Origin of the sequence: Vibrio alfacsensis (assembly GCF_019670485.1) — a bacterium.
Taxonomy (GTDB): Bacteria; Pseudomonadota; Gammaproteobacteria; order Enterobacterales; family Vibrionaceae; genus Vibrio; species Vibrio alfacsensis.
On the sequence record NZ_AP024165.1, the window covers coordinates 321646 to 343147 of the forward strand.

A 21502-nucleotide genomic window follows, 5' to 3' on the forward strand; every position below is an offset into this window, starting at 1 on the left:
TACTTACTTAAGTAGACCTACTTCTTTGTAGTATTTCTCTGCACCTGGGTGAAGAGGGATAGAAAGACCTGCTTTCACCATGTCTTCTTTTTTCAGGTTGGCAAATGCAGGGTGCAGACGCTTGAATGTACTGAAGTTTTCAAATACGGCTTTCGCAACGTTGTATGCGACTTCATCTGATACATCTGACGTTGTTACCATTGTTGCCGCTACGCCAAAGCTGTTAATGTCGCCATCAGTACCACGGTACATGCCAGCAGGAACCGTACTAAATGCATAGTATGGGTTGTCAGCAACAATTTTATCGATTTCAGGGCCGGTTGCAGACACAAGCTTAGCATCACATGACGTGGTTGCTTCTTTGATTGAACCGTTCGGGTGCCCAACCATGTAGATGAATGCGTCGATCTTGTTGTCACATAGGGCTTGAGAGCGCTCTGAGCCTTTTAGTTCTGAAGCCAGCTTGAAGCTGTCGTTCGTCCAGCCCATTGCATCCATAACAACGCCCATTGTCGCGCGGTCACCAGAACCTGGGTTACCAATGTTTACGCGTTTCCCTTTTAGATCTTGAACGTTTTCAATGCCTGAGTCGGCACGTGCGATGATGTTAAAAGGTTCTGTATGAAGAGAGAACATTGCACGTAGTTTGTTGTACGGGCCTTGTTCAGCAAACTTACTTGTACCGTTGTAGCCGTGGTATTGCCAATCCGATTGCACGATACCAAAGTCTAGCTCGCCAGCACGGATTGTGTTGACGTTGTAAATTGAGCCGCCAGTTGATTCAACAGAACAGCGAACATTGTGGTCTTTACGACCTTTGTTTACTAATTTACAAATAGCACCACCAGTAGGGTAGTAAACACCCGTAACAGAGCCAGTACCGATAGTAATAAACTCTTGAGCGTTAACTGCGCCTGCACCCATAACTGCTGCTGCGATGGCGCCTACTTTAAGAAGTTTGTTAAATGCCATGAATTTCCCTTCCTTATATTCATTATTAACCCGGAAATCGCCATATCCAAGCCGCATGAACTTGCTTGGAAATATAAATTATTTCAGGAGTTTCCTCTTTGGAAACGGCATCTTTTTCAATCCGATCGTTTGAAAAAGCGAAAGAATCATAACAAAAAATTGGCAGAAAATTATCTTTTTGTTAAAAGAATTAGCGAAATAATCTAAACTTTTTACAGTTTTAATGGTGAGAAAAATAGAGGGTTGTTCTTTATTTACAGTAGGTTATGTTAATTTCTTCATGATGATCAAAAAAATGCACACTGAGAGGATTATCACGCTTTTTTAGGTAATCGCAGTGTGTAATAAGGCAAAAAATTAACATTATTTATGGGCTACAAATTCGAATGAGTTTTGTAGCCCTGAGGTATTCAGTTAGCCTGCGTATTCAAAAAGCTCGCAAACAGATTGGAATAATTGTTCAGTTGTTACTGTTTTTGTTGGTGTGATGAAGATAGTGTCATCGCCAGCAACGACACCTAAGATCCCTTCCGATTTCCCTAAGGAGTCTAATAGGCGTGCGATAAGTTGGGCTGCGCCAGGACCTGTGTGGATAACAACTAATGCGGCATTATGATCAATGTCCAAAACCAGTTCACGCAGTGAGCTACTTACGGTTGGAACGCCGAGTTCAGCAGGTAAACAGTAAACCATTTCCATTTTTGCATTGCGGGTACGAACAGCACCAAATTTGGTCAGCATACGAGATACTTTAGATTGGTTGATGCTCTCGAAACCTTGTTGTTTCAGTGCATCGACGATTTCACCCTGTGAACCAAAGCTCTCTTCTTTTAATAAGGCTTTAAAAGCGCGGACTAAGTTATCTTGTTTCTCTGAATTGCGCATAGTTGTCATTATTCTCTCATTTGGAATAGCAATTTTGCATATTCTCGCATAGATATTCAACTAGTACCAAGTCTACACAAGATAGTGTTAATCCAGTCACTGTAAATCATAAATAGTATGCCATTTTGGTGGATGAGATTTCTTGTGTTTTCAATATAATGAGAGAATAATCAGCCCCTTATTTGTAGCACGTCAGTGGTGAGTTGCGCGAGGTCGCAAAGCTAGCGTTAATTGATTGTAATCAAGTTGTGATTCCGATAGTTTTGTTTTTACTGGTTACAAAACACCCTACGAATACGTTTATATAAGAGAAATACTCTCAAGGAGAACTACATGAAAGTAGCCGTTATTGGTGCCGCTGGCGGCATTGGTCAAGCCCTTGCCCTTTTGCTCAAGAACCGCCTTCCTGCTGGTTCGGATCTGGCTTTGTATGATATTGCCCCTGTTACGCCAGGTGTGGCAGCAGATCTTAGCCATATCCCTACGCCTGTTTCGATTCAAGGTTATGCTGGTGAAGATCCAACTCCTGCACTTGAAGGAGCGGATGTGGTTTTGATTTCAGCTGGTGTAGCTCGTAAACCTGGTATGGATCGTGCGGATCTGTTCAATGTGAATGCGGGTATCGTTAAATCATTAGCAGAAAAAATTGCCGTTGTGTGCCCAACTGCATGTGTTGGTATTATTACTAACCCGGTTAACACAACAGTACCAATTGCTGCTGAAGTTCTTAAGAAAGCGGGTGTCTATGACAAACGTAAACTATTTGGGGTTACCACTCTAGACGTTATTCGTTCAGAAACGTTTGTTGCTGAGCTAAAAGATAAAGATCCAGGTGATGTTCGTGTTCCTGTTATTGGTGGTCACTCTGGCGTCACGATCCTTCCACTACTGTCTCAGGTGGAAGGAGTTGAGTTCACAGCAGAAGAAGTGGAAGCTCTGACAAAACGTATCCAGAATGCGGGTACAGAGGTTGTAGAAGCCAAAGCTGGTGGCGGCAGCGCGACTCTATCTATGGGTCAAGCGGCGTGTCGCTTTGGTCTAGCACTTGTACGTGCGCTTCAAGGTGAAGAAGGGGTTGTTGAATGTGCTTACGTCGAAGGTGATGGCGAGCATGCCACATACTTCGCACAGCCAGTGAAGCTAGGTAAAGACGGCGTAGAAGAAGTGCTAAGCTACGGTGCACTGAGTGACTATGAGAAATCAGCGCTTGATGGCATGTTAGAAACGCTAAATGGCGATATCAATATTGGTGTTGAATTCGCAAAATAAGCGCCTCTTTATACAGAGGGAGCCATATTGAAGTAGAAAGCCGATCTTTGAATCGGCTTTTTTGATCTTTTCACTTTGTTTAACGTAGTACTTTCTGATCTTACTAACCTCAGCTTGGAACAAGAGAGCCTACATTGCTTCATTTATGAACGGTTCTGTATATCCCGAGTCGGGGATGAATACGTTCTTTAGGAGGCGATGATGGAAGCAAATCAAATTCGCAAAGGCATGGTGGTTGAGTGTCAGCAAGGGGTGGGGACAATTATCGTGGTTGATCGTGAAGCGGAGACTGTGCTTTTGAGTAAACAGGGTTCAGAAGAGCAGTTAGCGGTAAGCTTTGATGAGATAGAAGATAATCCGCAACTGCATGGCAATTGTGATCGCTATTACTAGGCACTATGCTAGTACAGGCTTACGTGGTAGATCGGTTGTAAGATTACAGCGATTAAAAGTAAGCAACAAAAAAGGAAGAGTTTCAGTGCTCTTCCTTTTTTAGGGTCTGACGTTTACGGCTAACTTGTACGCTTCACTGCCATGTGAGCCAAGGTAACTAGCGCTTGCTTATAATCCGATTCAGGAAGAATCGTGAGTTCAGCAATCGCTTTATCTGCTTCATCGAGTGCTCTTTGCGTGGTGTACTCTAAAGAACCTGCGTCTTTCATTACCGCAAGGATTTCTTCAAGTCGATCCATTCCGTTGGCTTTTTCTATGGCCTCACGAATCATCAGTGCATTCTCTGGAGTAGTATTTCGCATTGCATGAAGTAGGGGAAGCGTTGGTTTGCCTTCAGCCAAATCATCACCAACGTTTTTACCCATATCCTCACCGTCAGACGTGTAATCCATCACGTCGTCGATCAGTTGGAAAGCGGTGCCTAGATATTTACCATAATTTTGTAGTGCGACTTCGACTTCTTCTGGTGCTTCGTTCAAGATGGCACCAATTTGGGTCGCAGATTCAAACAAGCGTGCGGTCTTAGAGTAAATGACCTGCATGTAGCTTTCTTCTGTGGTGTCAGGATCATTGCAGTTCATTAACTGCTGAACCTCACCCTCTGCGATCACATTAACTGCTTCACTCATTAGCTTAAGGATCTTCATTGATCCTAGCTCTGTCATCATTTGAAATGAGCGAGTATAGATAAAATCCCCAACAAGTACGCTAGCGGCGTTGCCAAATGCAGCATTGGCGGTCGCTTTACCACGTCGCATATCTGATTCATCGACGACGTCATCATGCAGCAAAGTTGCTGTATGGATGAACTCGATAAACGCCGCCGCCATGGTATGTCCACTACCTTGGTAGCCAAGTGCACGCGCTGACAATATTGCCAGAAGCGGTCTTAGGCGTTTGCCTCCACCACTCACGATATAAAAACCGAGTTGGTTGATTAAAGAGACATCAGAATTTAGTTGGGCTTGAATTGTTTCATTCACTTTTGCCATGTCATCGGCAGTAAGCGCTTGGATAGTTTTAAAATCCATCGTATATCCGGCTGAAGTTAGACCCTGCAAGGCTTATTCGAATTGTATAATTGTCGAATAATACACTAAAAAACGTTGATTAATACATTACTAAAGGGCATGATTGCCGCACTTTTCTTTGGCGATTAGCTTTTCGCCAATTATTTCAAAATATGGCTTGTCATAGGGGCATCTCTTCTGTAGAATCTGCGCCCTATTGATGATTAGTTTAGCGCACACCCTAGCTCAAGTAATGATTGCAGGCTGTGCGGAAAAAGCGGAGTAAAATATGTACGCTGTTTTCCAATCTGGTGGTAAACAACACCGTGTAAGCGAAGGTCAAACTCTTCGTTTAGAGAAATTAGACGTTGAAACTGGTGCAACTGTAGAATTTGATAAAGTTCTTCTTGTTGCTAACGGCGAAGACATCAAAGTTGGTGCTCCTCTTGTTGAGGGCGGCAAAGTTGTTGCTGAAGTTGTACAACACGGTCGTGGCGATAAAGTTAAAATCGTTAAGTTCCGTCGTCGTAAGCACTCTCGTAAGCAACAGGGTCACCGTCAGTGGTTCACTGAAGTGAAGATCACTGGTATCAACGCTTAATCTATTAGGAGAGTTCAACAATGGCACACAAAAAAGCTGGTGGTTCTACTCGTAACGGCCGCGATTCAGAAAGCAAACGCCTAGGTGTTAAGCGTTTCGGTGGTGAATCTGTTCTTGCAGGTAACATCATTGTTCGTCAACGTGGTACTAAGTTCCACGCTGGTAACAACGTAGGTATCGGTAAAGACCACACTCTATTCGCTCTTACTGAAGGTAAGGTGAAGTTCGAGGTTAAAGGTCCTAAGAACCGTAAGTTTGTAAGCATCGAAGCTGAGTAATTTAACCTTTTGGTTAATTATTTGAGCTTGATAGCTGAATTTAAAAGCCCTGCCTATTCGGCGGGGTTTTTTATTTGTAGCAGTCGACATATCTAAGTTTCTTGCCTCAACGTTTTGGTTTTAGGTCTCTGGGAGCTTAGATCTGTCATCTGCTAGAATTGATTGATGGCAAATGAGATTTAATCCACGCACGAAGTAGTCGGAGTAAAAGATGAAGTTCGTAGATGAAGCGGTAGTAAAAGTTCAGGCTGGTGACGGCGGTAGCGGCGTTGTTAGTTTCTGGCGTGAAAAATTCATCACCAAGGGCGGCCCTGACGGCGGCGACGGTGGTGACGGCGGTGATGTATACATCCAAGCTGATGAAAACCTAAATACCCTGATCGATTACCGTTTCCAACGCTTTTACGAAGCAGAACGCGGTGAAAATGGTCGCGGTGGTAACTGTACGGGTAAACGTGGTAAAGACATCACGATGCGTGTTCCTGTAGGTACGCGCGCAGTTGATATCCACACTAACGAAATCGTTGCAGAAGTTGCTGAACACGGCAAAAAAGTAATGGTCGCGAAAGGCGGCTGGCACGGTCTTGGTAACACACGTTTTAAATCTTCAGTAAACCGTGCACCTCGTCAGAGAACGCTGGGTACAAAAGGTGAAATTCGTGAAATCCGTCTAGAGCTATTGTTGCTTGCGGATGTGGGTATGCTTGGCCTACCAAATGCGGGTAAATCTACTTTTATCCGCGCAGTATCAGCAGCAAAGCCAAAAGTAGCCGATTACCCATTTACAACTCTAATCCCAAGTTTGGGTGTTGTGAGTGTGGTTCCTGAGAAGAGCTTTGTGGTTGCAGACATCCCAGGTCTTATCGAAGGCGCTGCTGACGGTGCAGGTCTAGGTATTCGTTTCTTGAAGCACCTTGAGCGTTGTCGTGTATTGCTGCACATGATTGACATCATGCCGATTGATCAGTCAGATCCAGTTCAAAATGCGTTAACGATCATTGATGAACTTGAGCAATACAGTGAGAAGCTTGCGAATAAACCTCGTTGGTTAGTATTCAATAAAACGGATCTAATGCCAGAAGAAGAGGCGAATGAGCAAATTCAAGCGATCTTGGATGCGTTAGGTTGGGAAGATGAGTACTTCAAGATCTCTGCGATCAACCGCGCAGGTACGAAAGAGCTTTGCTACAAGTTAGCTGAATTTATGGAAAACCTACCTCGTGAAGAGGAAGAAGTTGCTGAAGAAGATAAAGTTAACTTCATGTGGGATGATTACCATAAAGACGCAATGGCAGGTAAAGACGTTATCACTGAAGATGATGAAGACGATTGGGATGATTGGGACGATGAGGAAGACGACGGTCACGTTGTTTACGTCCGCGACTAATCGCTAGCACATTCATTAAAGCCGCAATATTTATTGCGGCTTCAGATTGATGACGAACCCCGCTTTTTAAGCGGGGTTCTTTTTTGGAAGCGACCGTAGGTCGCGATCGCGATATTTTTTGTTATATCGTGCGCAGAAGTTTCCATTCATTACATAGGCATACAGAAGCAAGTATTTGCCTTATTTCTGCCATGTTTAAGCCCATTTTTCGTAGATAACTCATCACCAACGCTATCTTCTTGATGTTTTGAGCTGCTGCTGCCAACCAACATTGCATTTGCACATTGGCTAGACCTCGAAAGCGAGCATAACGATGACCATGATGTTGCTTGGCGTCTGCGAAGCTCCGTTCTACGGTTTCACTTCGACGTCGATAAGTCTTTTTTCCGTAGGAAGAGAGCCGCATTTGATTTGCTCTCTCTACTGCATCGCTATAGATATGCCGAGCAATCACTTTCTTCATGTTTTTGCTTTGAGTGCAGTCATTCCTCATTGGACAGAACGCACACTCTTTGGGGTCTGAATGGTATTCTCGGTAGGCATCACGTGATGTGGTTTTATAAAGCAACTCCTGACCATTCGGGCATTGGTAGCTGTCTCTTTGTGCGTCGTAAGTAAAGTGTTTCTTTTTGAATGTATTTTTCGTTCTCGATGGGCGTCGATAACCGAACACGCCAAGAATACCTCGACGTTCAAGTGACTCCGCCACTGGGGCGGTAAAGTAGCCTGCATCCAGTCCAACAGCTATCGGGTTCAATTGGAATGTGGCAAGCGTGTAATCTAAGCGTTGAACGTAAGGTTGTGAGTCATTGATGTTACCTGCAGTGGTATAGGTATCGAGGATAATTCCGTGTTGACCATCAACGGTTCTATGGTCGAGATAGAAGAAGCCTTGTGGCTTATTATCACGAGTCATGAAGCCACTCTCTGGGTCAGTAGTACTGGTTTTAGTATTCTTTGTTTTTGACTCTGATCCGCGAGCCTTAAGCGGCTTCTTGCCCGCTATTTCTCGGTCTAACGTGACGTCTTCATCCAGCATATCAAGATAGGCACTCGCGCGAACCGCCGTGACTTTATTGGTGTGTTTATTCTTGTTGGCGTTCGCTTTGAGATGAGTACTGTCCGTAAAGAGCTCTTGACCCGCGACCAAACCTTTCGATATGGCTTGCTCTACGATATTAATAAAAATACGTTCGAATACATCCGTGCCATTAAAGCGACGAATGCGGTTTTGGCTGAGAGTAGATGCGTGAATGACTTTCTCTGTTAATGACATCCGTAAGAACCAACGGTAAGCGACATTCACTTCAATTTCTTTAACGAGCTGACGCTCACTTTTTATGCCAAAGATGTAGCCAAGTAAGATGATTTTGAAGAGACGAACAGGGTCAACAGGTGGACGCCCATTATCTTTACAATAAAGATGAGCGACTTCATCACGAATGAATTCAAAGTCGATAGCATTATCGATTTTACGCACTAAATGGTCTTTAGGAACCAACTGTTCCATCGTTACCATTTCCAGTTCGTATTGTTGCGGAGTCGGTTCTTGAAGCATGTCGGAGTATCCATATTTCGATACCCCTATTAGATCAAAGGTCTAGCTTGAAAGCTAGACCTTTGTCAGCAGTCTGAAGCCGCAATATTTATTGCGGCTTTTTTTGTATCTAAATCATGTTTACAGAGTGTGATTTGCGGCACAATAACACTCCGTTTAGGGCCAAAAGGATTGAGATGTCTTTATGACAATGGAAGTTATGTCGTCAGAAGAACTGGCAAGAATAAATCAAAGAACCATTTCACGGCTTGTCGCACAAGCTGGTCAAATGCTGCTCGCGCATGGTGCCGAAAGTACCTTGGTGAGTGATATTATGCGTCGTATTGGTCTCGCTTGTGAGGTCAACGAAGTGGAAGTCGCGTTATCGGCAAACGCATTAGTCGTCACAACCGTGATGGGTGATCATTGTATTACCACGACGCGAAGCTGCGCAGATCGCGGGATCAATATGCGGGTGATAACACAGATCCAGCGGATCTGTATTATGATGGAACGCGGTCTTCTTGATGTAAAAATGGCGCAGAAAAAGCTTAACACCATTAGCCCAGAACGTTATAACCGTTGGTTAGTGGTATCCATGATAGGCCTTTCTTGTGCGGCATTCAGTCACCTTGCGGGAGGGGATTTAGGCGTGTTTGCCATGACATTCCTTGCTTCCGCTGGTGGGATGATCGTTCGACAAGAAATTGGTCATCGCCACTTTAATCCTCTACTTAATTTCGCGGTTACCGCTTTCGTTACGACGCTTATTTCTGCTCAAGCCGTGATCTTCGAAATTGGTAATTTACCGACCGTCGCCATGGCATCATCGGTATTGATGTTGGTTCCCGGTTTTCCACTCATTAACTCAGTTGCCGATATGCTGAAAGGGCACATTAATATGGGGATTGCTCGCTTCACAATGGCCAGCTTGCTAACGCTAGCAACTTGCCTCGGAATTGTCGCTGCGATGGAAGTAACGGGTATTTGGGGGTGGATGAGCTAATGAGTGCCTTTGATTTAGCCTTAGGGCTCTTAAACGATATGTTCTTCGCAGCTATTCCTGCGGTTGGCTTTGCAATGGTATTTAACGTGCCACAAAATGCACTTAAGTATTGCGCGATGGGCGGTGCGATTGGTCACGGTAGCCGGTATTTGATGATGCATTTCGGGTTATCAATTGAATGGGCAACGTTTTTCGCTGCAACGTTAGTCGGCATGATTGGCGTGCTCTGGTCACGTCGTTTCCTCGCTCACCCTAAAGTCTTTACTGTTGCAGCGTTAATTCCGATGGTTCCGGGCGTATTTGCTTATAAAGCGATGATTGCCATGGTGGAGATAAACCACTTAGGTTATTCGCCGGAGCTTATTGCGACGTGCATGGAAAACTTTCTTAAAGCGATGTTTATTATTGCAGGTTTGGCGGTTGGCTTAGCCGTTCCGGGACTGTTATTCTATCGTCGAAGACCCATAGTTTAAGGATCCAACATGATCATCAGTATGATTGCTGCGATGGCAGACAACCGAATCATCGGCAAAGACAACCAGATGCCTTGGCACCTTCCGGCCGATTTTGCATGGTTTAAGCGCAGCACCATGGGCAAACCTGTTGTGATGGGGCGTAAGACTTATGACTCTATCGGGCGTCCTTTACCTGGTCGATTGAATATCGTAATTAGTCGCGATGCTTCACTTTCAATTGAGGGAGTAACAACCGTAACTTCGATTGAACAAGCGCTTGAGGCTGCAGGTTCGGTAGAAGAAGTGATGATCATTGGCGGTGGTGCTATTTACGCGGCTTGCCTGCCAATGGCAAACAAACTGTATGTGACTCATATAGAAGCTGAAGTTGAGGGAGATACTCAGTTCCCACGATGGAGCAATGACTTCAAAGAAACCTATTCTGAAGCGTACCAAGCGGATGAGAAAAACGCTTATAACATGCGTTTTACGATTTTAGAAAAGTAATCGAATTGAATAAGAAAAGCACCGAGTTCTCGGTGCTTTTTTGTATGAATAAGTAGTAAAGGAGTACGATTAACTTAGCGCTTCTTGAGTAAAGACTTGCTTATCTTCCCAACGAATCATAGTTAGTGAACCCCCCAAACGCAGCCAGTATCAAGGCCAATAATGCTCTCACCAATATGCCCTTGCAGCGCTGCCCAGTGACCAAATAGAACGGTTTTTTCTAGAGGTACTCGTTGTGGCAGTTTAAACCATGGCACAAGTTCGTCTTCTGACACTTCTTGCGGTGGTAATTTACAGTCCATATCCAAGCGACCATCAGGTAAGCAAAAACGCATACGAGTAAACGCATTGATGGTGTAGCGATAGCGGTCGAGCCCTGAGAGGGAGTCATCCCATAGGTCTGGTTGGTTGCTGTACATGTTTTCGAGCAGCCAAGACAATTGCTCACTTTGAATGATGCTTTCTACTTCACGAGCGCAGGCTCTGGCTGTCGGTAAGTCCCACTGAGGTGAGATACCTGCGTGGCACATAACAAACTCTTCATGCTCTTCTAAAAGCGGTTGTTGGGCAAGCCAAGCCAGTAGTTCTTCTTTGTCTGGCGCTGAGAAGATAGGTGCGGTTTTGTCCTTATCTTTGACTTTCTTCAATCCTTGTGAAACCGCCATAAGGTGTAAGTCATGATTTCCCAGTACGACTTTAGCGCTGTCACCAAGAGACTTTATAAAACGCAATGTTTCTAGTGACTTAGGTCCCCTTGCTACTAGGTCGCCAGCAAGCCAAAGCTGGTCTTCTTGTTTTGAGAATTTAACATGTTCTAGTAGCTGCTGTAATTCATCAAAACAGCCTTGGATATCACCAACAATGTAGGTAGCCACTGAGTCTCCTGATTAATTTAAGACGTTTGGAACAGCGAGACGGAATGGTTCGATCTCGGTAATAAATTCCTGTCCCTTTTCATCCAGCATCACGTAATGGCCTTGCATGACCCCAACGGGCGTTTCTATTGCAGTACCACTATTGTAGGTGTATTCATCGTTACTCGAGATGAATGGCTGCTGACCGACAACACCATCTCCCTCTACGGTCATTTGTTTGCCATTGGCATCGGTAATCAACCAACGTCGGCTGATCAATTGTACGGTTTGTTGGCTGAGGTTTTTAATGGTAATGACGTAAGCAAAAATGAAACGCTGAAGTTCTGGGTTGGACTGTTCTTCGATGTATTTGGTGTGAACTTGTATTTTAATGCAAGGTTGAATGACGTCCATGTACACTCCTTGATATACGTAATACCAATCGTAGTAAATAACACTTATTTATTGTGATTAGTATAGTAATAAGCCAAACCGGTAAAGGTTTGGCTTATTGTTATCGTTATTAGTGCTGCGGATTGTCCGCTAGCCAGTTCGCCATCGCGACAAACTGTTGCAGCGTTAGGTTTTCTGGACGCATGCTTGGATTAATACCTAGCTCTTCCAGAACCTCAACACTTAATAGTGATTTGTAGCAGTTACGAACGGTTTTGCGGCGTTGGTTAAACCCTTCGCGACAAACACGGTCCAACAAACGAAGATCTTTTGCTGGATGTGGCAGTACTTCGTAAGGCACCAAGCGAACAACCGCAGAGTCCACTTTTGGTGGTGGAACAAACGCTGTTGGTGGCACTTCTAGTACAGGAACAACTTTACAGTAGTACTGCGCCATTACCGTTAAACGGCCATATGCTTTACTACCAGGACCAGCTGCTAAACGGTTAACCACTTCTTTTTGAAGCATAAAGTGCATGTCTTGAACATCTTTATGGAATTCAAACAGGTGGAACATCAGCGGCGTAGAGATGTTGTAAGGCAAGTTACCAAAGATACGTAGCTTGTTGTTTGGCTTCACGAGTTGGTTGAAGTCGAAACGCATCGCATCGCCTTCATGAATCGTCAGTTTGTCTGCCAATTCTGGGTGATTACGTAAACGTTCTGCCAAGTCGCGGTCTAATTCAATAACCGTGAATTTGTCGACTTCACGACCAACAGGCTCGGTGATTGCACCAAGGCCAGGGCCGATCTCAACCAGGTTTTGACCTGGTCTTGGGTTAATTGCTGATACGATGCCATCAATAATGTATGGGTCGTTCAGGAAGTTTTGACCAAAACGTTTACGCGCTTTGTGTCCTAAATGGACATCATTTCTCATTGTTTCTTCTCTACCAATTCTATCGCATGCGTGAGCGCTGTTCGGAAGCTCCCTGTATCCGCTTGACCTGTCCCTGCCAGTTCTAATGCAGTACCGTGATCTACCGAGGTTCTTATAAAAGGTAGACCAAGAGTAATGTTTACTGAACGACCAAAGCCTTTGTATTTTAATACTGGCAACACTTGGTCGTGGTACATACCTAAAACAGCATCAGCATCGTTTAAATACTTTTCATTGAAAATAGTATCTGCCGGCAATGGGCCGATCAGATTGATTCCTTTTTCTTGTCGAATCTTTTCCAATGTTGGAGTGATGGTTTCGATCTCTTCTCGACCTAAACAGCCATCTTCTCCCGCATGTGGATTTAGCCCGCAAACATAGATGTTTGGCTTCGAGATGGCAAATTTTTCTACAAGGTCGTTATTCAGAATATCGATGATTTTTTCTAATCGTTCTTGCGTGACTGCTTTGGACACATACGCTAAAGGAATATGCGTTGTGACTAATGCAACGCGCAGACCTTCGGTGGCCAACATCATTACAACCAGTGGTGTGTTGGATTTCTCGGCGAAGAATTCGGTGTGGCCGCTAAAAGCGACACCAGAGCGATTAATCACCCCCTTATGTACAGGGCCGGTGACAATAGCATCAAATTCATCATTCATACAGCCCAAAGCGGCTCTTTCTAACGTTTTTAGTACGTAGTGGCCATTGGCTTCATTGAGTTGACCTGCAACGACATTTTCTGCCATCTCTATATGGTCAACAATCAACGTGCCAGCTTTTTGCGCTTTTGGCGCTTCTTTAGGATTGTAATCAGTCAGTTGGACATCAATGCCAAGTAAGTTAGCTCGTGTCATCAGCATATTTTTGTCGGCACAAACCACAATTTGGTGTGCCCAGTCTTCTTTCGACAGGGCAAGCACTAAGTCTGGGCCGATCCCCGCAGGTTCCCCTGCGGTTACCACGATTCGGCGAATCGGATTAGTTGTCATCATTGTCATCCACGATTTCAACGAACGCACTCGCGCGTAGCTCTTGCATCCATGCGCCAGCTTCTTCATTAAATTTACGGTTAAATAGAATACGGTATGCTTTGTTTTTCATTGCTGAGTCGGTGCGGTCAACTTGACGGCGATCGAGTACTTCAACAATGTGCCAGCCGTGAACCGTCTTGAAAGGTTCGCTGATCGAGCCAACAGGCAACGTTTCTACTTGGTGTTTAAATTCTGGTACGTATAAATCAGGTGTTTGGTAACCTAACTCACCGTCTTGTGCCGCTGAACCTGGGTCTTGGCTGTACTGTGTTGCAAGTTCAGCAAAGGTCGCTTCACCTGCTTTAATGCGACGAACAAATTCATTTAGCTCTTTTTTCGCACCATCATCACTTAGGATAACGGTCGGTTTGATCAGAATGTGACGAGCGTTGACTTCGGTTACCGCGACAGTTTCAAGACCTTTTACATCTTCAATCTTTAGAATATGGAAGCCTACGCCACTGCGGAATGGGCCAATGATGCTGCCTTTGTTTTGCATCTTGATTTGGTCAGCAAAGATGGTTGGCATTTCTTCTTTACGCATCCAACCCCAATCACCACCTTGCAGTGCTTTTGGACCTTTTGAATAGGTGTAAGCCATTTCAGAGAAATTAGCGCCGTCTTTTAGTTTTTTAACCAATTCATTGGCTTCTGTTTCAACCTCTGATTTGTCTTTATCATCATTGAAACGCAATTGGATATGACCAATTTTGTATTGGACAGTCGCGTTAGTTTGTTGAGAAAGCTGCTCGGCTAATGAATCCACCTCTGCCGGTAGAATGTTGATACGGCGACGAACTAATGCATTGCGAGCTTCGGATGCAGCAAGTTCTTTGCGGATTTGCTCACGAAACTCTGAGTAGCTTAATCCCTCAGTCTGAACAGAAGCGGACAGTTGCTCCACCGTTTGATTGTTATTGCGCGCAATCTCTGCAATCGCTTGGTTTAGTCGGTTGTCATCGATACGTACACCAATGCGCTCGGCTTCTTGGCCTTGAAGGGTGTCAATAATGAGTTTTTCTACAACTTGATCTTTTAGCACGCTTGCAGAGGGAATGTTCTGACCACTTTGACGAGCGTTGGCTTGCAGCGTTTTCATCGCCGTATTGATGTCACTTTGTAGAATTACACCATCGTTTACGATGACAGCAACCTTATCGAGTTCGACCGGCGCCGCTACAGCACCGCATGAAAGTAGGGTTGTGAAAATGATCGATTTCCAGATTTTCATTTAAAATTCCGTTAGTCATGTCAATTAAGCGTCTTGCTATTGGTTAAGACGCTTAAATCGATTAATTGTTCAGATAGAATGGACGACCGTATTTGATCGCGTTGTCTGACCCATCTAGTTCTTTCGCTGCTGTTGCCGCTCTTTCTGAGGTTGCAAAGCCTTGAATACCAAAGTTTACACTGATGTTATTTTCGTACTCTGGTGACGCATCTTCGCTGCCAATAACATCGCCTTCCCAACCAAGTAGTTGATTTGAGTAAGTAAAGCCAATGTACCAGCAATCTGATTGATAACGCAGGCTCGCAAGCCATTCCAATGTGTTACTTTCATTTAGATCGTAATAGTACTGACCGCTTGCCGACCATCTTGGGTTAAACTCGTACGCTGTGACAATACCAGCCTGAGAGATGCCTTTGCGTGTCACTCTTGACCAGTCTGTTCTCGCGTCATCGTTATTTTGTACGGTGTTAGTAATGTAATCCAAAGTGACATAACGATAGTTACCTTGGATAAAGCCGCCCTCATACTGATATTCCAGCGTGCTGTTGGCGAGTTGCATTTCGCCAAGGTCGACATCGTATTGAATACCACCGTGATAGAACAAGTAGTCGTTGTAGTTGAAGTCAGTCTCTATGGCCCAAGAGGAGTAATTGGTTGCGCTTGAATCAGACGCATTATCTTGAGACTTCTTGTTAAATTTCGTGTCTTTGTTGATGTAATAAATTTGTCCAAATGAGATGTTTAGACGTTCTTTATAATCTTCATCGAAGAAGCGAGTACTTGCACCGTAGCTCAATTGGTTGGCGGCGGCGATGAAGTCTAGACCACTGTATCGACGGCTACGGAACAAACCGTAATAATCGGTTTGCAGTTGTGTTGTGTCATAGTCGTAGATATTCGACTGATCTTCTTCAGGTATATACAAATACTGAATTTGAGGTTCCAGCGTTTGTGTATAGCCCTCGATAAAAGTGGTATCACGCTCAAGATATAGCTGAGCATGAGAGCGGAACTCTGGAATTACGCGTGATACGTTTTCATCTAACTGACTCTTGAGTTTTGCGTCAGTTAAGTCTGATATGTCTTGCGAGTAGTATGTTGAAAGAACGCGCGCTTCGGTGGTCCATGTTGCCCACGTATTCGATAATGGAATGGTTAATCCAGGCTCGATATGTACACGCGTCGCATTTGGTCTATCGGTGTCTTCAACCTCAAATCGGCTAATTTGGCTTTTTACGTCAAAGTTAACGTAGTCACCCCAAAGTGGTGTGTAGTAATTCAAATCAAATTGAGGAAGTAAGCGATATGGCTTGTTTTCGTCCGGTAATAAGATTTGGAAATCACGGACAGTCAAAGAGGCGTCCCAAAAATCAGAGCGATATTTCACCTGACCTTCTTGGATCAATTGGCCATCTTCGCGATTACCAAGATCAGAGCTGAGGTCACGGAAGTAATCGATGTCGCTGACTCTCGAGTAATCGGCTTTTACCACCCAATGCTTGTTGATGATGCCATCGTGCTTAAATTGATAGCCCCAACGTGATTCATCTTGATACTTTTTATCGCTGTTCATGTACTCAGTTTTGATTTCACCTTGACCCCAACCATCGGTGAGGTAGCGAAAATCAGCATCGAGTTTTGTACCACGTTGCTGCATATATAACGTGGTCAGTGTCATGTCGTATTCTGGGGCAATATTCCAGTAAAACGGCACTTCAACCTCGAGACCATCACTTGAGCCATAGGACAATGATGGGAAAAGGAAACCGGTCTTACGGGTGTCGCCAATCGGCATAGTTAGATAAGGCACATAGAAAACAGGGACATCAAGTATTTCAAAGCGAGGGTGATGCAGTGTTGCTGTTTCTTCATCTTGATCAACATCGATACCTGATGCCACTAAGCGCCAAGAGTTATCGCCTTGAGGGCAAGATGTGATAGAGCCATCTTCTAGCTCATAGACAGATTGGCCCGTGCGTGCAATATACGCCGCGGTTCCTCGTCCTTGCTGACATAGGAACTGGTAATCGGTGTTTTCTAGTGAGAACGTGTCTTGATTGATGTCATTCGTTACACGATCAGAGCGTGCTTTAACTTGTCCATCATTGAACGTCACGTTACCTTCGGCGACAACGACATTATCTTGCTGATGAAGCGTCACGCTATCAGCGGTAATTTTTTTCGGACCTTGTGTTACTTCAACATTGCCCGAGTACTGTGCTTTGTCACCGTTGATTGCTTGTAGGCTGTCAGCTTGAACAACCACAGGGGCATTGAGTGCGTCCTCCTCACCACTTGCTGTGACCAGACATTGATCTGTGGTGGGCATTTCCTGCACACTATCTTGTATATTCACTTCAGCTTGTGTTGTGGGTACAAGCAAGGCGGTGCTGATAGAGGCCGCTAAAAATGTGCGGGAGAAATGTTGCATTGAATTGAACTTTCCTGTGTCACTAATACTCGATGGCTATAGGGCTAGTTGTTCCCGCGCAGAGATAGCCAAAATGAATCAACAATCATTAGTATTTATCCCAGAGCATGGGTACGCTGTGGCATAATATTACTGACGATCGCTGAAAAGATGGGCAGGTAAAAAGACCTGACCAAATTTAAACTAATTCCATTATCATAAAGGAAATCGTTGCGTCCGGCACTATAAGACCGCTGTCGTCGATAAAAATTCATTGATAGAGAACACATAATGCAGATTTTTGGCAAAATATTGGGTGCCTTTTTTGGCTTGTTGCTCGGTGGCCCATTTGGTTTGTTGCTTGGTCTATTTATTGGACATCAGTTTGATAAAGCTCGTCGATTGAGCCAAGCGGGCTTTTCTACTGGCGGTTTTGGTAAGGGGCCAAGCCAAGCGCAGCGACAAGAAGAGTTTTTCAAGGCGGCATTCGCGGTAATGGGACACGTGGCAAAAGCAAAAGGCCAAGTGACAAAAGAAGAAATTCAATTGGCTTCTGCCATGATGGAACGCATGAATTTGCATGGCGAGCAACGTCGTGCGGCGCAAGATGCGTTTCGAGAGGGCAAAGAAAGTGACTTCCCGCTTGACGATGTATTGATGCGGGTAAAAATTTCATCTTCTGGTCGTTTTGACTTGTTGCAGTTCTTCCTTGAGTTACAGATCTCTGCGGCATTTGCCGATGGTGCGGTTCATCCAAGTGAACGCAATGTACTGCATAAGATCGCACGTGGCTTAGGCTTTTCATCTGAACAATTAGAACGACGCTTGCATATGCAAGAAGCGGCTTTTCGTTTTCAAAGCCAAGGTGGTTTCCATGGTCAACAAGGCCAATATCAGTCATCAGATTGGCAGCAAGCTTCTCAGGCGGATAAGTTGGCAGATGCGTATGAAATTCTGGATGTGTCATCAGACGCAGATAGCAAAACCGTTAAGCGAGCTTATCGTAAATTGATGAATGAACATCATCCAGATAAATTGATGGCGAAAGGTTTACCGCCAGAGATGATGAACGTCGCGAAAGAAAAATCTCAAGAAATTCAAAACGCTTATGACCTGATTAAAAAGGTAAAAGGTTTTAAATAGACCTCGGATTTTTATCAATCAATGAAGAAAAGGGCACTCAGTGCCCTTTTTTGATTCTTGGTGTCTTTGGGATCTTAGAACGAGTATTTGGCCCACAGCTGTCTTTTTGCTTTTAGGTTACAGGTGTCCAAATGCTTTTTTTAAGGAATCAGAGAGTCAGAGAATTAAAGAAAGACTACTGTACTTGATTTAAGCTCCAGTCGTACTCGTATGTCACCTTTCCAGAGAAGTTTTTGTACTGCGGTGCGTACTCGGAGATATGGTTGAACAGTTGTTTTTCACCACCAAAGTCATTGGCAAACCATTCATAAATTGACGACAGTTGCGCGGTGTTACCTTGAACAGAGACGCCTTTTTTGCTGTTGATGAATGTTTTTGCGGCGTTATCGAGTAGCGCTTGTGTGTTGTCTGCGGTAAATGCCTGAGTTTGAAGATTTGGGCAGCCTAAACTCGCACAGTTCACGGCATAATGGGTTCGTGGATCATTCCAAATCGGGCGCAAAATTCGGTGTTCGATGTCGTTTAAAGTCAGACTTTTACCGTTAATCACCACCACGTCTTCTCCCCAAGGCCCAAAGCTAAATAAGCCACCAAGTTTAGTAATTGATTCGACAGGGTAGTTGTCTAGGATTAGCTTTACCGTGATGGCGTTGTAAAGGTTCACCCAATACGCGTATTGTTCTGCTTGCTTGTATTGCAAAGGGTCGAGTTTCGCCAGTCGTTGGATGTACTGCTTCAATGTTGCTTTGTCGGTAGAAGACACCTTGTTATAGCGAAATAACGCATTTTCGCCTTGTTCAACGAGGTAAGTATCGAGCAGTTGCTGCCACTCTTGATGAGATATTTGGTTTTGGTTCGCTTCATTTGATTGCTTCCAATACGGCCATAAATCCGATTTAGGAGCAGAAAATGTCGAAAACGACACGAGGGCACACAATAGCAAGAGTAGACGCTTCATAGGGAATCCTTAGGGCTTAACCTTATTGATAGTGTAGACCTCTACACGATGGAATTTCTTTCCTGAAATTCTGGGAATAAAGCGAAAAAGGCTGGCACATACCAACCTTTTTTTGCTTGATTGAGAATCGAATTAGCTTAAGAAACTTGGAATATTCGCTTCGTACTCCGCAATCTTATCTTCGTGTTGCAAGGTTAGGCCGATATTGTCTAAACCGTTTAGCAAACAATGACGACGGAATGAGTCGATTTCAAAACCATACTCCTTGCCGTTTGCACGAACCACATTGGCTTCGAGATCCACTTCCACTTCAGCGCCCTCATGGGCTTCAACGAACTGGAAAATTTCATCCACTTCTTGCTCTGTAAGACGAACGGGCACCATTTGGTTGTTGATTGAGTTGCCGTAAAAAATATCGGCAAAGCTTGGGGCGATCATCGCTTTGATGCCGTAATCGGCGAGTGCCCACGGCGCGTGCTCACGAGATGAGCCACAACCGAAGTTTTCACGTGCGAGCAAAATAGACGCGCCTTTATAGCGTGGAGCGTTCATTACGAATTCTGGGTTTGGCTGCTCGCCAGCATCATCTAGGAAACGCCAGTCATGGAACAAGTGCTTCCCAAAACCAAGGCGCGAAACCTTTTGTAGAAACTGTTTAGGAATGATCGCATCGGTATCGACGTTGGCGGCATCTAGAGGCACAACCAAACCAGTGTGTTGTTTAAAACCTGACATCTGTTCTTTCCTCTAGTCCTGTTTATCAAAAAAAGCCAATTCACGAATATCAACGAAGTGACCCGCAATCGCTGCAGCCGCTGCCATCGCAGGGCTCACTAAGTGGGTACGTCCATCACGACCTTGGCGACCTTCAAAATTACGGTTTGATGTTGACGCACAACGCTCATGAGGTCCAAGACGGTCGTTATTCATCGCTAAACACATGGAGCAGCCTGGTAAACGCCACTCAAAGCCTGCTTCTTTAAAGATAACGTCCAAACCCTCAGCTTCCGCTTGCGCTTTGACTTGCTCAGAACCAGGAACGATAAGTGCTTGAACGTGAGCAGCCACTTTACGGCCTTTTGCTACGTCTGCTGCTGCACGCATATCTTCAATACGTGAGTTAGTGCAAGAGCCAACGAAGACTTTATCAACGTTGTAATCCGATAATGATTTGCCTGATTCTAGCCCCATGTAAGCGAGCGCTTTCTCTGCTGATGCTTTTTCTACTGGGTCTGAAAAGCTTTCTGGTGCTGGAATAGGTTGGTCTACCGCAATCACTTGTCCTGGGTTAGTGCCCCAAGTCACCTGTGGTTTGATATCTGCTGCGTTTAGCGTTACGACGGCATCGAACTGGGCAGCATCATCAGTTTTTAGCGTTTTCCAATACTCAACGGCAGCATCAAAATCCGCCCCTTGAGGAGAAAACTTACGGCCTTTGATGTATTCGAATGTGGTTTCATCAGGTGCAATCAAACCGGCTTTTGCGCCTAGTTCAATCGCCATGTTACATACGGTCATACGACCTTCCATAGAAAGATCAGTGATGGCTTCGCCACAAAACTCAACAACATAACCGGTGCCGCCGGCAGCCGTGGTTTCACCGATAATGGCTAACACGATATCTTTTGCAGTAATACCCGGTGCAACTTTGCCTTTTACTTCGATTTTCATCGTTTTTGCGCGCGCTTGTTTTAGCGTTTGTGTTGCCAATACGTGCTCAACTTCCGACGTACCGATACCAAAAGCGAGTGAACCAAACGCACCGTGGGTGGCGGTGTGTGAGTCACCACAAACAATGGTCATGCCCGGTAGAGTAATCCCTAGCTCTGGGCCCATAACGTGCACAATACCTTGGTACTTGTGGTTAATGTCGTAAAGGGTGACACCGAACTCTTCACAGTTTTTCGATAGCGTTTCCATTTGGATGCGCGCCATCTCACCAGAGGCATTAATGTCTTTGGTGGTGGTGGAAACATTGTGGTCCATGGTGGCAAACGTCTTGCTCACCTGACGCACTTGACGACCTTTCTCACGCAGACCATCAAATGCTTGAGGAGAGGTCACTTCATGAACCAAGTGTCGATCAATATAAAGAATTGGGTTTTCACCCTCAGCGGCGACGGCGACGTGCGCATCGTAAACCTTTTCGTAAAGCGTTTTAGCCATGCTCATTTAC

21 protein-coding genes and 1 pseudogene are annotated in these 21502 nt (G+C 44.7%); 9 read left to right on the plus strand and 13 right to left on the minus strand.

What is annotated here, in order from left to right:
* Positions 1 to 3: 3 nt before the first annotated feature.
* Together VA249_RS01570 and argR are read right to left on the minus strand one after the other, a co-directional pair.
* A complete protein-coding gene (locus tag VA249_RS01570) occupies positions 4 to 972 on the minus strand; it encodes a TAXI family TRAP transporter solute-binding subunit (RefSeq protein WP_221068581.1) in 969 nt (322 codons plus the stop codon).
* Between the two features lie 414 nt (positions 973 to 1386).
* A complete protein-coding gene (gene argR / locus VA249_RS01575; RefSeq protein ID WP_128812339.1) occupies positions 1387 to 1857 on the minus strand; it encodes a transcriptional regulator ArgR in 471 nt (156 codons plus the stop codon).
* A gap of 333 nt (positions 1858 to 2190) precedes the next feature.
* On the opposite strand from argR, the gene mdh reads away from it, so the two are divergent.
* Together mdh and VA249_RS01585 are read left to right on the plus strand one after the other, a co-directional pair.
* Positions 2191 to 3126 carry a malate dehydrogenase gene (gene mdh, locus VA249_RS01580; protein WP_221068582.1) on the plus strand — a complete coding sequence of 312 codons (936 nt, stop codon included), beginning with the start codon at positions 2191 to 2193 and terminating at the stop codon, positions 3124 to 3126.
* Between the two features lie 201 nt (positions 3127 to 3327).
* Positions 3328 to 3519: a hypothetical protein gene (locus tag VA249_RS01585; protein WP_221069778.1), complete on the plus strand. Its 192-nt coding sequence runs from the start codon at positions 3328 to 3330 to the stop codon at positions 3517 to 3519.
* A 119-nt stretch (positions 3520 to 3638) separates the two neighbouring features.
* Here the strand turns inward: VA249_RS01585 and ispB are convergent, their stop codons facing one another.
* Positions 3639 to 4610 carry an octaprenyl diphosphate synthase gene (gene ispB / locus VA249_RS01590; protein ID WP_221068583.1) on the minus strand — a complete coding sequence of 324 codons (972 nt, stop codon included), beginning with the start codon at positions 4608 to 4610 and terminating at the stop codon, positions 3639 to 3641.
* Positions 4611 to 4878: 268 nt separating this feature from the next.
* On the opposite strand from ispB, the gene rplU reads away from it, so the two are divergent.
* The 3 genes from rplU to cgtA all read left to right on the plus strand — a co-directional run bounded on the left by rplU (position 4879) and on the right by cgtA (position 6855).
* Positions 4879 to 5190: a 50S ribosomal protein L21 gene (gene rplU, locus VA249_RS01595; RefSeq protein WP_000271393.1), complete on the plus strand. Its 312-nt coding sequence runs from the start codon at positions 4879 to 4881 to the stop codon at positions 5188 to 5190.
* Positions 5191 to 5210: 20 nt separating this feature from the next.
* Positions 5211 to 5468: a 50S ribosomal protein L27 gene (gene rpmA, locus VA249_RS01600; protein ID WP_005383095.1), complete on the plus strand. Its 258-nt coding sequence runs from the start codon at positions 5211 to 5213 to the stop codon at positions 5466 to 5468.
* A gap of 211 nt (positions 5469 to 5679) precedes the next feature.
* A complete protein-coding gene (gene cgtA, locus VA249_RS01605; protein WP_128811753.1) occupies positions 5680 to 6855 on the plus strand; it encodes an Obg family GTPase CgtA in 1176 nt (391 codons plus the stop codon).
* Between the two features lie 121 nt (positions 6856 to 6976).
* Here the strand turns inward: cgtA and VA249_RS01610 are convergent, their stop codons facing one another.
* Positions 6977 to 8413: an IS1182 family transposase gene (locus VA249_RS01610; protein ID WP_221067583.1), complete on the minus strand. Its 1437-nt coding sequence runs from the start codon at positions 8411 to 8413 to the stop codon at positions 6977 to 6979.
* A 184-nt stretch (positions 8414 to 8597) separates the two neighbouring features.
* Here VA249_RS01610 and VA249_RS01615 point away from each other — a divergent pair, with 184 nt between their 5' ends.
* From VA249_RS01615 to folA, 3 genes are read left to right on the plus strand one after another with little or no spacing between them, the layout of a single operon-like run.
* Positions 8598 to 9398, plus strand: coding sequence for a threonine/serine exporter family protein (locus tag VA249_RS01615; protein WP_221068584.1), 801 nt, complete (start codon positions 8598 to 8600; stop codon positions 9396 to 9398).
* A complete protein-coding gene (locus VA249_RS01620) occupies positions 9398 to 9871 on the plus strand; it encodes a threonine/serine exporter family protein (protein WP_164837222.1) in 474 nt (157 codons plus the stop codon). Before VA249_RS01615 ends, VA249_RS01620 begins: the two co-directional genes overlap by 1 nt.
* A 9-nt stretch (positions 9872 to 9880) precedes the next feature.
* Entirely contained in the window at positions 9881 to 10360 is a 480-nt protein-coding gene (gene folA / locus VA249_RS01625; RefSeq protein WP_221068585.1) for a type 3 dihydrofolate reductase, read from the plus strand.
* Between the two features lie 69 nt (positions 10361 to 10429).
* Here the strand turns inward: folA and apaH are convergent.
* The 6 genes and pseudogenes from apaH to lptD all read right to left on the minus strand — a co-directional run bounded on the left by apaH (position 10430) and on the right by lptD (position 17246).
* Positions 10430 to 11235, minus strand: a pseudogene (apaH, locus tag VA249_RS01630) (bis(5'-nucleosyl)-tetraphosphatase (symmetrical) ApaH).
* Between the two features lie 12 nt (positions 11236 to 11247).
* Positions 11248 to 11628 carry a Co2+/Mg2+ efflux protein ApaG gene (gene apaG, locus VA249_RS01635; RefSeq protein ID WP_128811748.1) on the minus strand — a complete coding sequence of 127 codons (381 nt, stop codon included), beginning with the start codon at positions 11626 to 11628 and terminating at the stop codon, positions 11248 to 11250.
* A gap of 109 nt (positions 11629 to 11737) precedes the next feature.
* Complete coding sequence (gene rsmA, locus VA249_RS01640; protein WP_211915466.1) at positions 11738 to 12547, minus strand: 16S rRNA (adenine(1518)-N(6)/adenine(1519)-N(6))-dimethyltransferase RsmA; 810 nt, start codon at positions 12545 to 12547, stop codon at positions 11738 to 11740.
* Positions 12544 to 13542, minus strand: coding sequence for a 4-hydroxythreonine-4-phosphate dehydrogenase PdxA (gene pdxA / locus VA249_RS01645; RefSeq protein ID WP_211916518.1), 999 nt, complete (start codon positions 13540 to 13542; stop codon positions 12544 to 12546). Before pdxA ends, rsmA begins: the two co-directional genes overlap by 4 nt.
* Entirely contained in the window at positions 13532 to 14815 is a 1284-nt protein-coding gene (surA, locus tag VA249_RS01650; RefSeq protein ID WP_221068586.1) for a peptidylprolyl isomerase SurA, read from the minus strand. The genes pdxA and surA overlap by 11 nt, the downstream gene beginning before the upstream one ends.
* Before the next feature lie 61 nt (positions 14816 to 14876).
* Positions 14877 to 17246: an LPS assembly protein LptD gene (gene lptD / locus VA249_RS01655; RefSeq protein ID WP_221068587.1), complete on the minus strand. Its 2370-nt coding sequence runs from the start codon at positions 17244 to 17246 to the stop codon at positions 14877 to 14879.
* A gap of 270 nt (positions 17247 to 17516) precedes the next feature.
* Between lptD and djlA the strand changes: the two genes are divergently transcribed.
* Positions 17517 to 18368, plus strand: coding sequence for a co-chaperone DjlA (gene djlA, locus VA249_RS01660; RefSeq protein WP_128811744.1), 852 nt, complete (start codon positions 17517 to 17519; stop codon positions 18366 to 18368).
* Positions 18369 to 18543: 175 nt separating this feature from the next.
* Here djlA and VA249_RS01665 read toward each other — a convergent pair whose 3' ends face one another.
* The 3 genes from VA249_RS01665 to leuC all read right to left on the minus strand — a co-directional run bounded on the left by VA249_RS01665 (position 18544) and on the right by leuC (position 21492).
* On the minus strand, positions 18544 to 19326 hold the full coding sequence (locus tag VA249_RS01665) for a DUF547 domain-containing protein (protein ID WP_221068588.1): 783 nt from the start codon (positions 19324 to 19326) through the stop codon (positions 18544 to 18546).
* A 132-nt stretch (positions 19327 to 19458) separates the two neighbouring features.
* The gene (leuD, locus tag VA249_RS01670) at positions 19459 to 20061 is read right to left on the minus strand and encodes a 3-isopropylmalate dehydratase small subunit (protein WP_221068589.1); all 603 of its coding nucleotides are present in this window, start codon (positions 20059 to 20061) and stop codon (positions 19459 to 19461) included.
* A 12-nt stretch (positions 20062 to 20073) separates the two neighbouring features.
* Positions 20074 to 21492, minus strand: a complete 1419-nt coding sequence (leuC, locus tag VA249_RS01675; protein WP_221068590.1) for a 3-isopropylmalate dehydratase large subunit — start codon at positions 21490 to 21492, stop codon at positions 20074 to 20076.
* Between the last annotated feature and the right edge of the window lie 10 nt (positions 21493 to 21502).

What these genes read in the sequence shown, in the direction of transcription:
- rplU (WP_000271393.1), top strand. Translation starts at nt 4,879, where the DNA reads ATGTACGCTGTTTTCCAATCTGGTGGTAAACAACACCGTGTAAGCGAA.
- leuC (WP_221068590.1), bottom strand. Translation starts at nt 21,492, where the DNA reads ATGGCTAAAACGCTTTACGAAAAGGTTTACGATGCGCACGTCGCCGTC.
- ispB (WP_221068583.1), bottom strand. Translation starts at nt 4,610, where the DNA reads ATGGATTTTAAAACTATCCAAGCGCTTACTGCCGATGACATGGCAAAA.
- djlA (WP_128811744.1), top strand. Translation starts at nt 17,517, where the DNA reads ATGCAGATTTTTGGCAAAATATTGGGTGCCTTTTTTGGCTTGTTGCTC.
- VA249_RS01665 (WP_221068588.1), bottom strand. Translation starts at nt 19,326, where the DNA reads ATGAAGCGTCTACTCTTGCTATTGTGTGCCCTCGTGTCGTTTTCGACA.
- apaG (WP_128811748.1), bottom strand. Translation starts at nt 11,628, where the DNA reads ATGGACGTCATTCAACCTTGCATTAAAATACAAGTTCACACCAAATAC.
- folA (WP_221068585.1), top strand. Translation starts at nt 9,881, where the DNA reads ATGATCATCAGTATGATTGCTGCGATGGCAGACAACCGAATCATCGGC.
- rpmA (WP_005383095.1), top strand. Translation starts at nt 5,211, where the DNA reads ATGGCACACAAAAAAGCTGGTGGTTCTACTCGTAACGGCCGCGATTCA.
- rsmA (WP_211915466.1), bottom strand. Translation starts at nt 12,547, where the DNA reads ATGAGAAATGATGTCCATTTAGGACACAAAGCGCGTAAACGTTTTGGT.
- pdxA (WP_211916518.1), bottom strand. Translation starts at nt 13,542, where the DNA reads ATGACAACTAATCCGATTCGCCGAATCGTGGTAACCGCAGGGGAACCT.
- argR (WP_128812339.1), bottom strand. Translation starts at nt 1,857, where the DNA reads ATGCGCAATTCAGAGAAACAAGATAACTTAGTCCGCGCTTTTAAAGCC.
- mdh (WP_221068582.1), top strand. Translation starts at nt 2,191, where the DNA reads ATGAAAGTAGCCGTTATTGGTGCCGCTGGCGGCATTGGTCAAGCCCTT.
- VA249_RS01615 (WP_221068584.1), top strand. Translation starts at nt 8,598, where the DNA reads ATGACAATGGAAGTTATGTCGTCAGAAGAACTGGCAAGAATAAATCAA.
- lptD (WP_221068587.1), bottom strand. Translation starts at nt 17,246, where the DNA reads ATGCAACATTTCTCCCGCACATTTTTAGCGGCCTCTATCAGCACCGCC.
- VA249_RS01570 (WP_221068581.1), bottom strand. Translation starts at nt 972, where the DNA reads ATGGCATTTAACAAACTTCTTAAAGTAGGCGCCATCGCAGCAGCAGTT.
- surA (WP_221068586.1), bottom strand. Translation starts at nt 14,815, where the DNA reads ATGAAAATCTGGAAATCGATCATTTTCACAACCCTACTTTCATGCGGT.
- cgtA (WP_128811753.1), top strand. Translation starts at nt 5,680, where the DNA reads ATGAAGTTCGTAGATGAAGCGGTAGTAAAAGTTCAGGCTGGTGACGGC.
- VA249_RS01620 (WP_164837222.1), top strand. Translation starts at nt 9,398, where the DNA reads ATGAGTGCCTTTGATTTAGCCTTAGGGCTCTTAAACGATATGTTCTTC.
- leuD (WP_221068589.1), bottom strand. Translation starts at nt 20,061, where the DNA reads ATGTCAGGTTTTAAACAACACACTGGTTTGGTTGTGCCTCTAGATGCC.
- VA249_RS01610 (WP_221067583.1), bottom strand. Translation starts at nt 8,413, where the DNA reads ATGCTTCAAGAACCGACTCCGCAACAATACGAACTGGAAATGGTAACG.
- VA249_RS01585 (WP_221069778.1), top strand. Translation starts at nt 3,328, where the DNA reads ATGGAAGCAAATCAAATTCGCAAAGGCATGGTGGTTGAGTGTCAGCAA.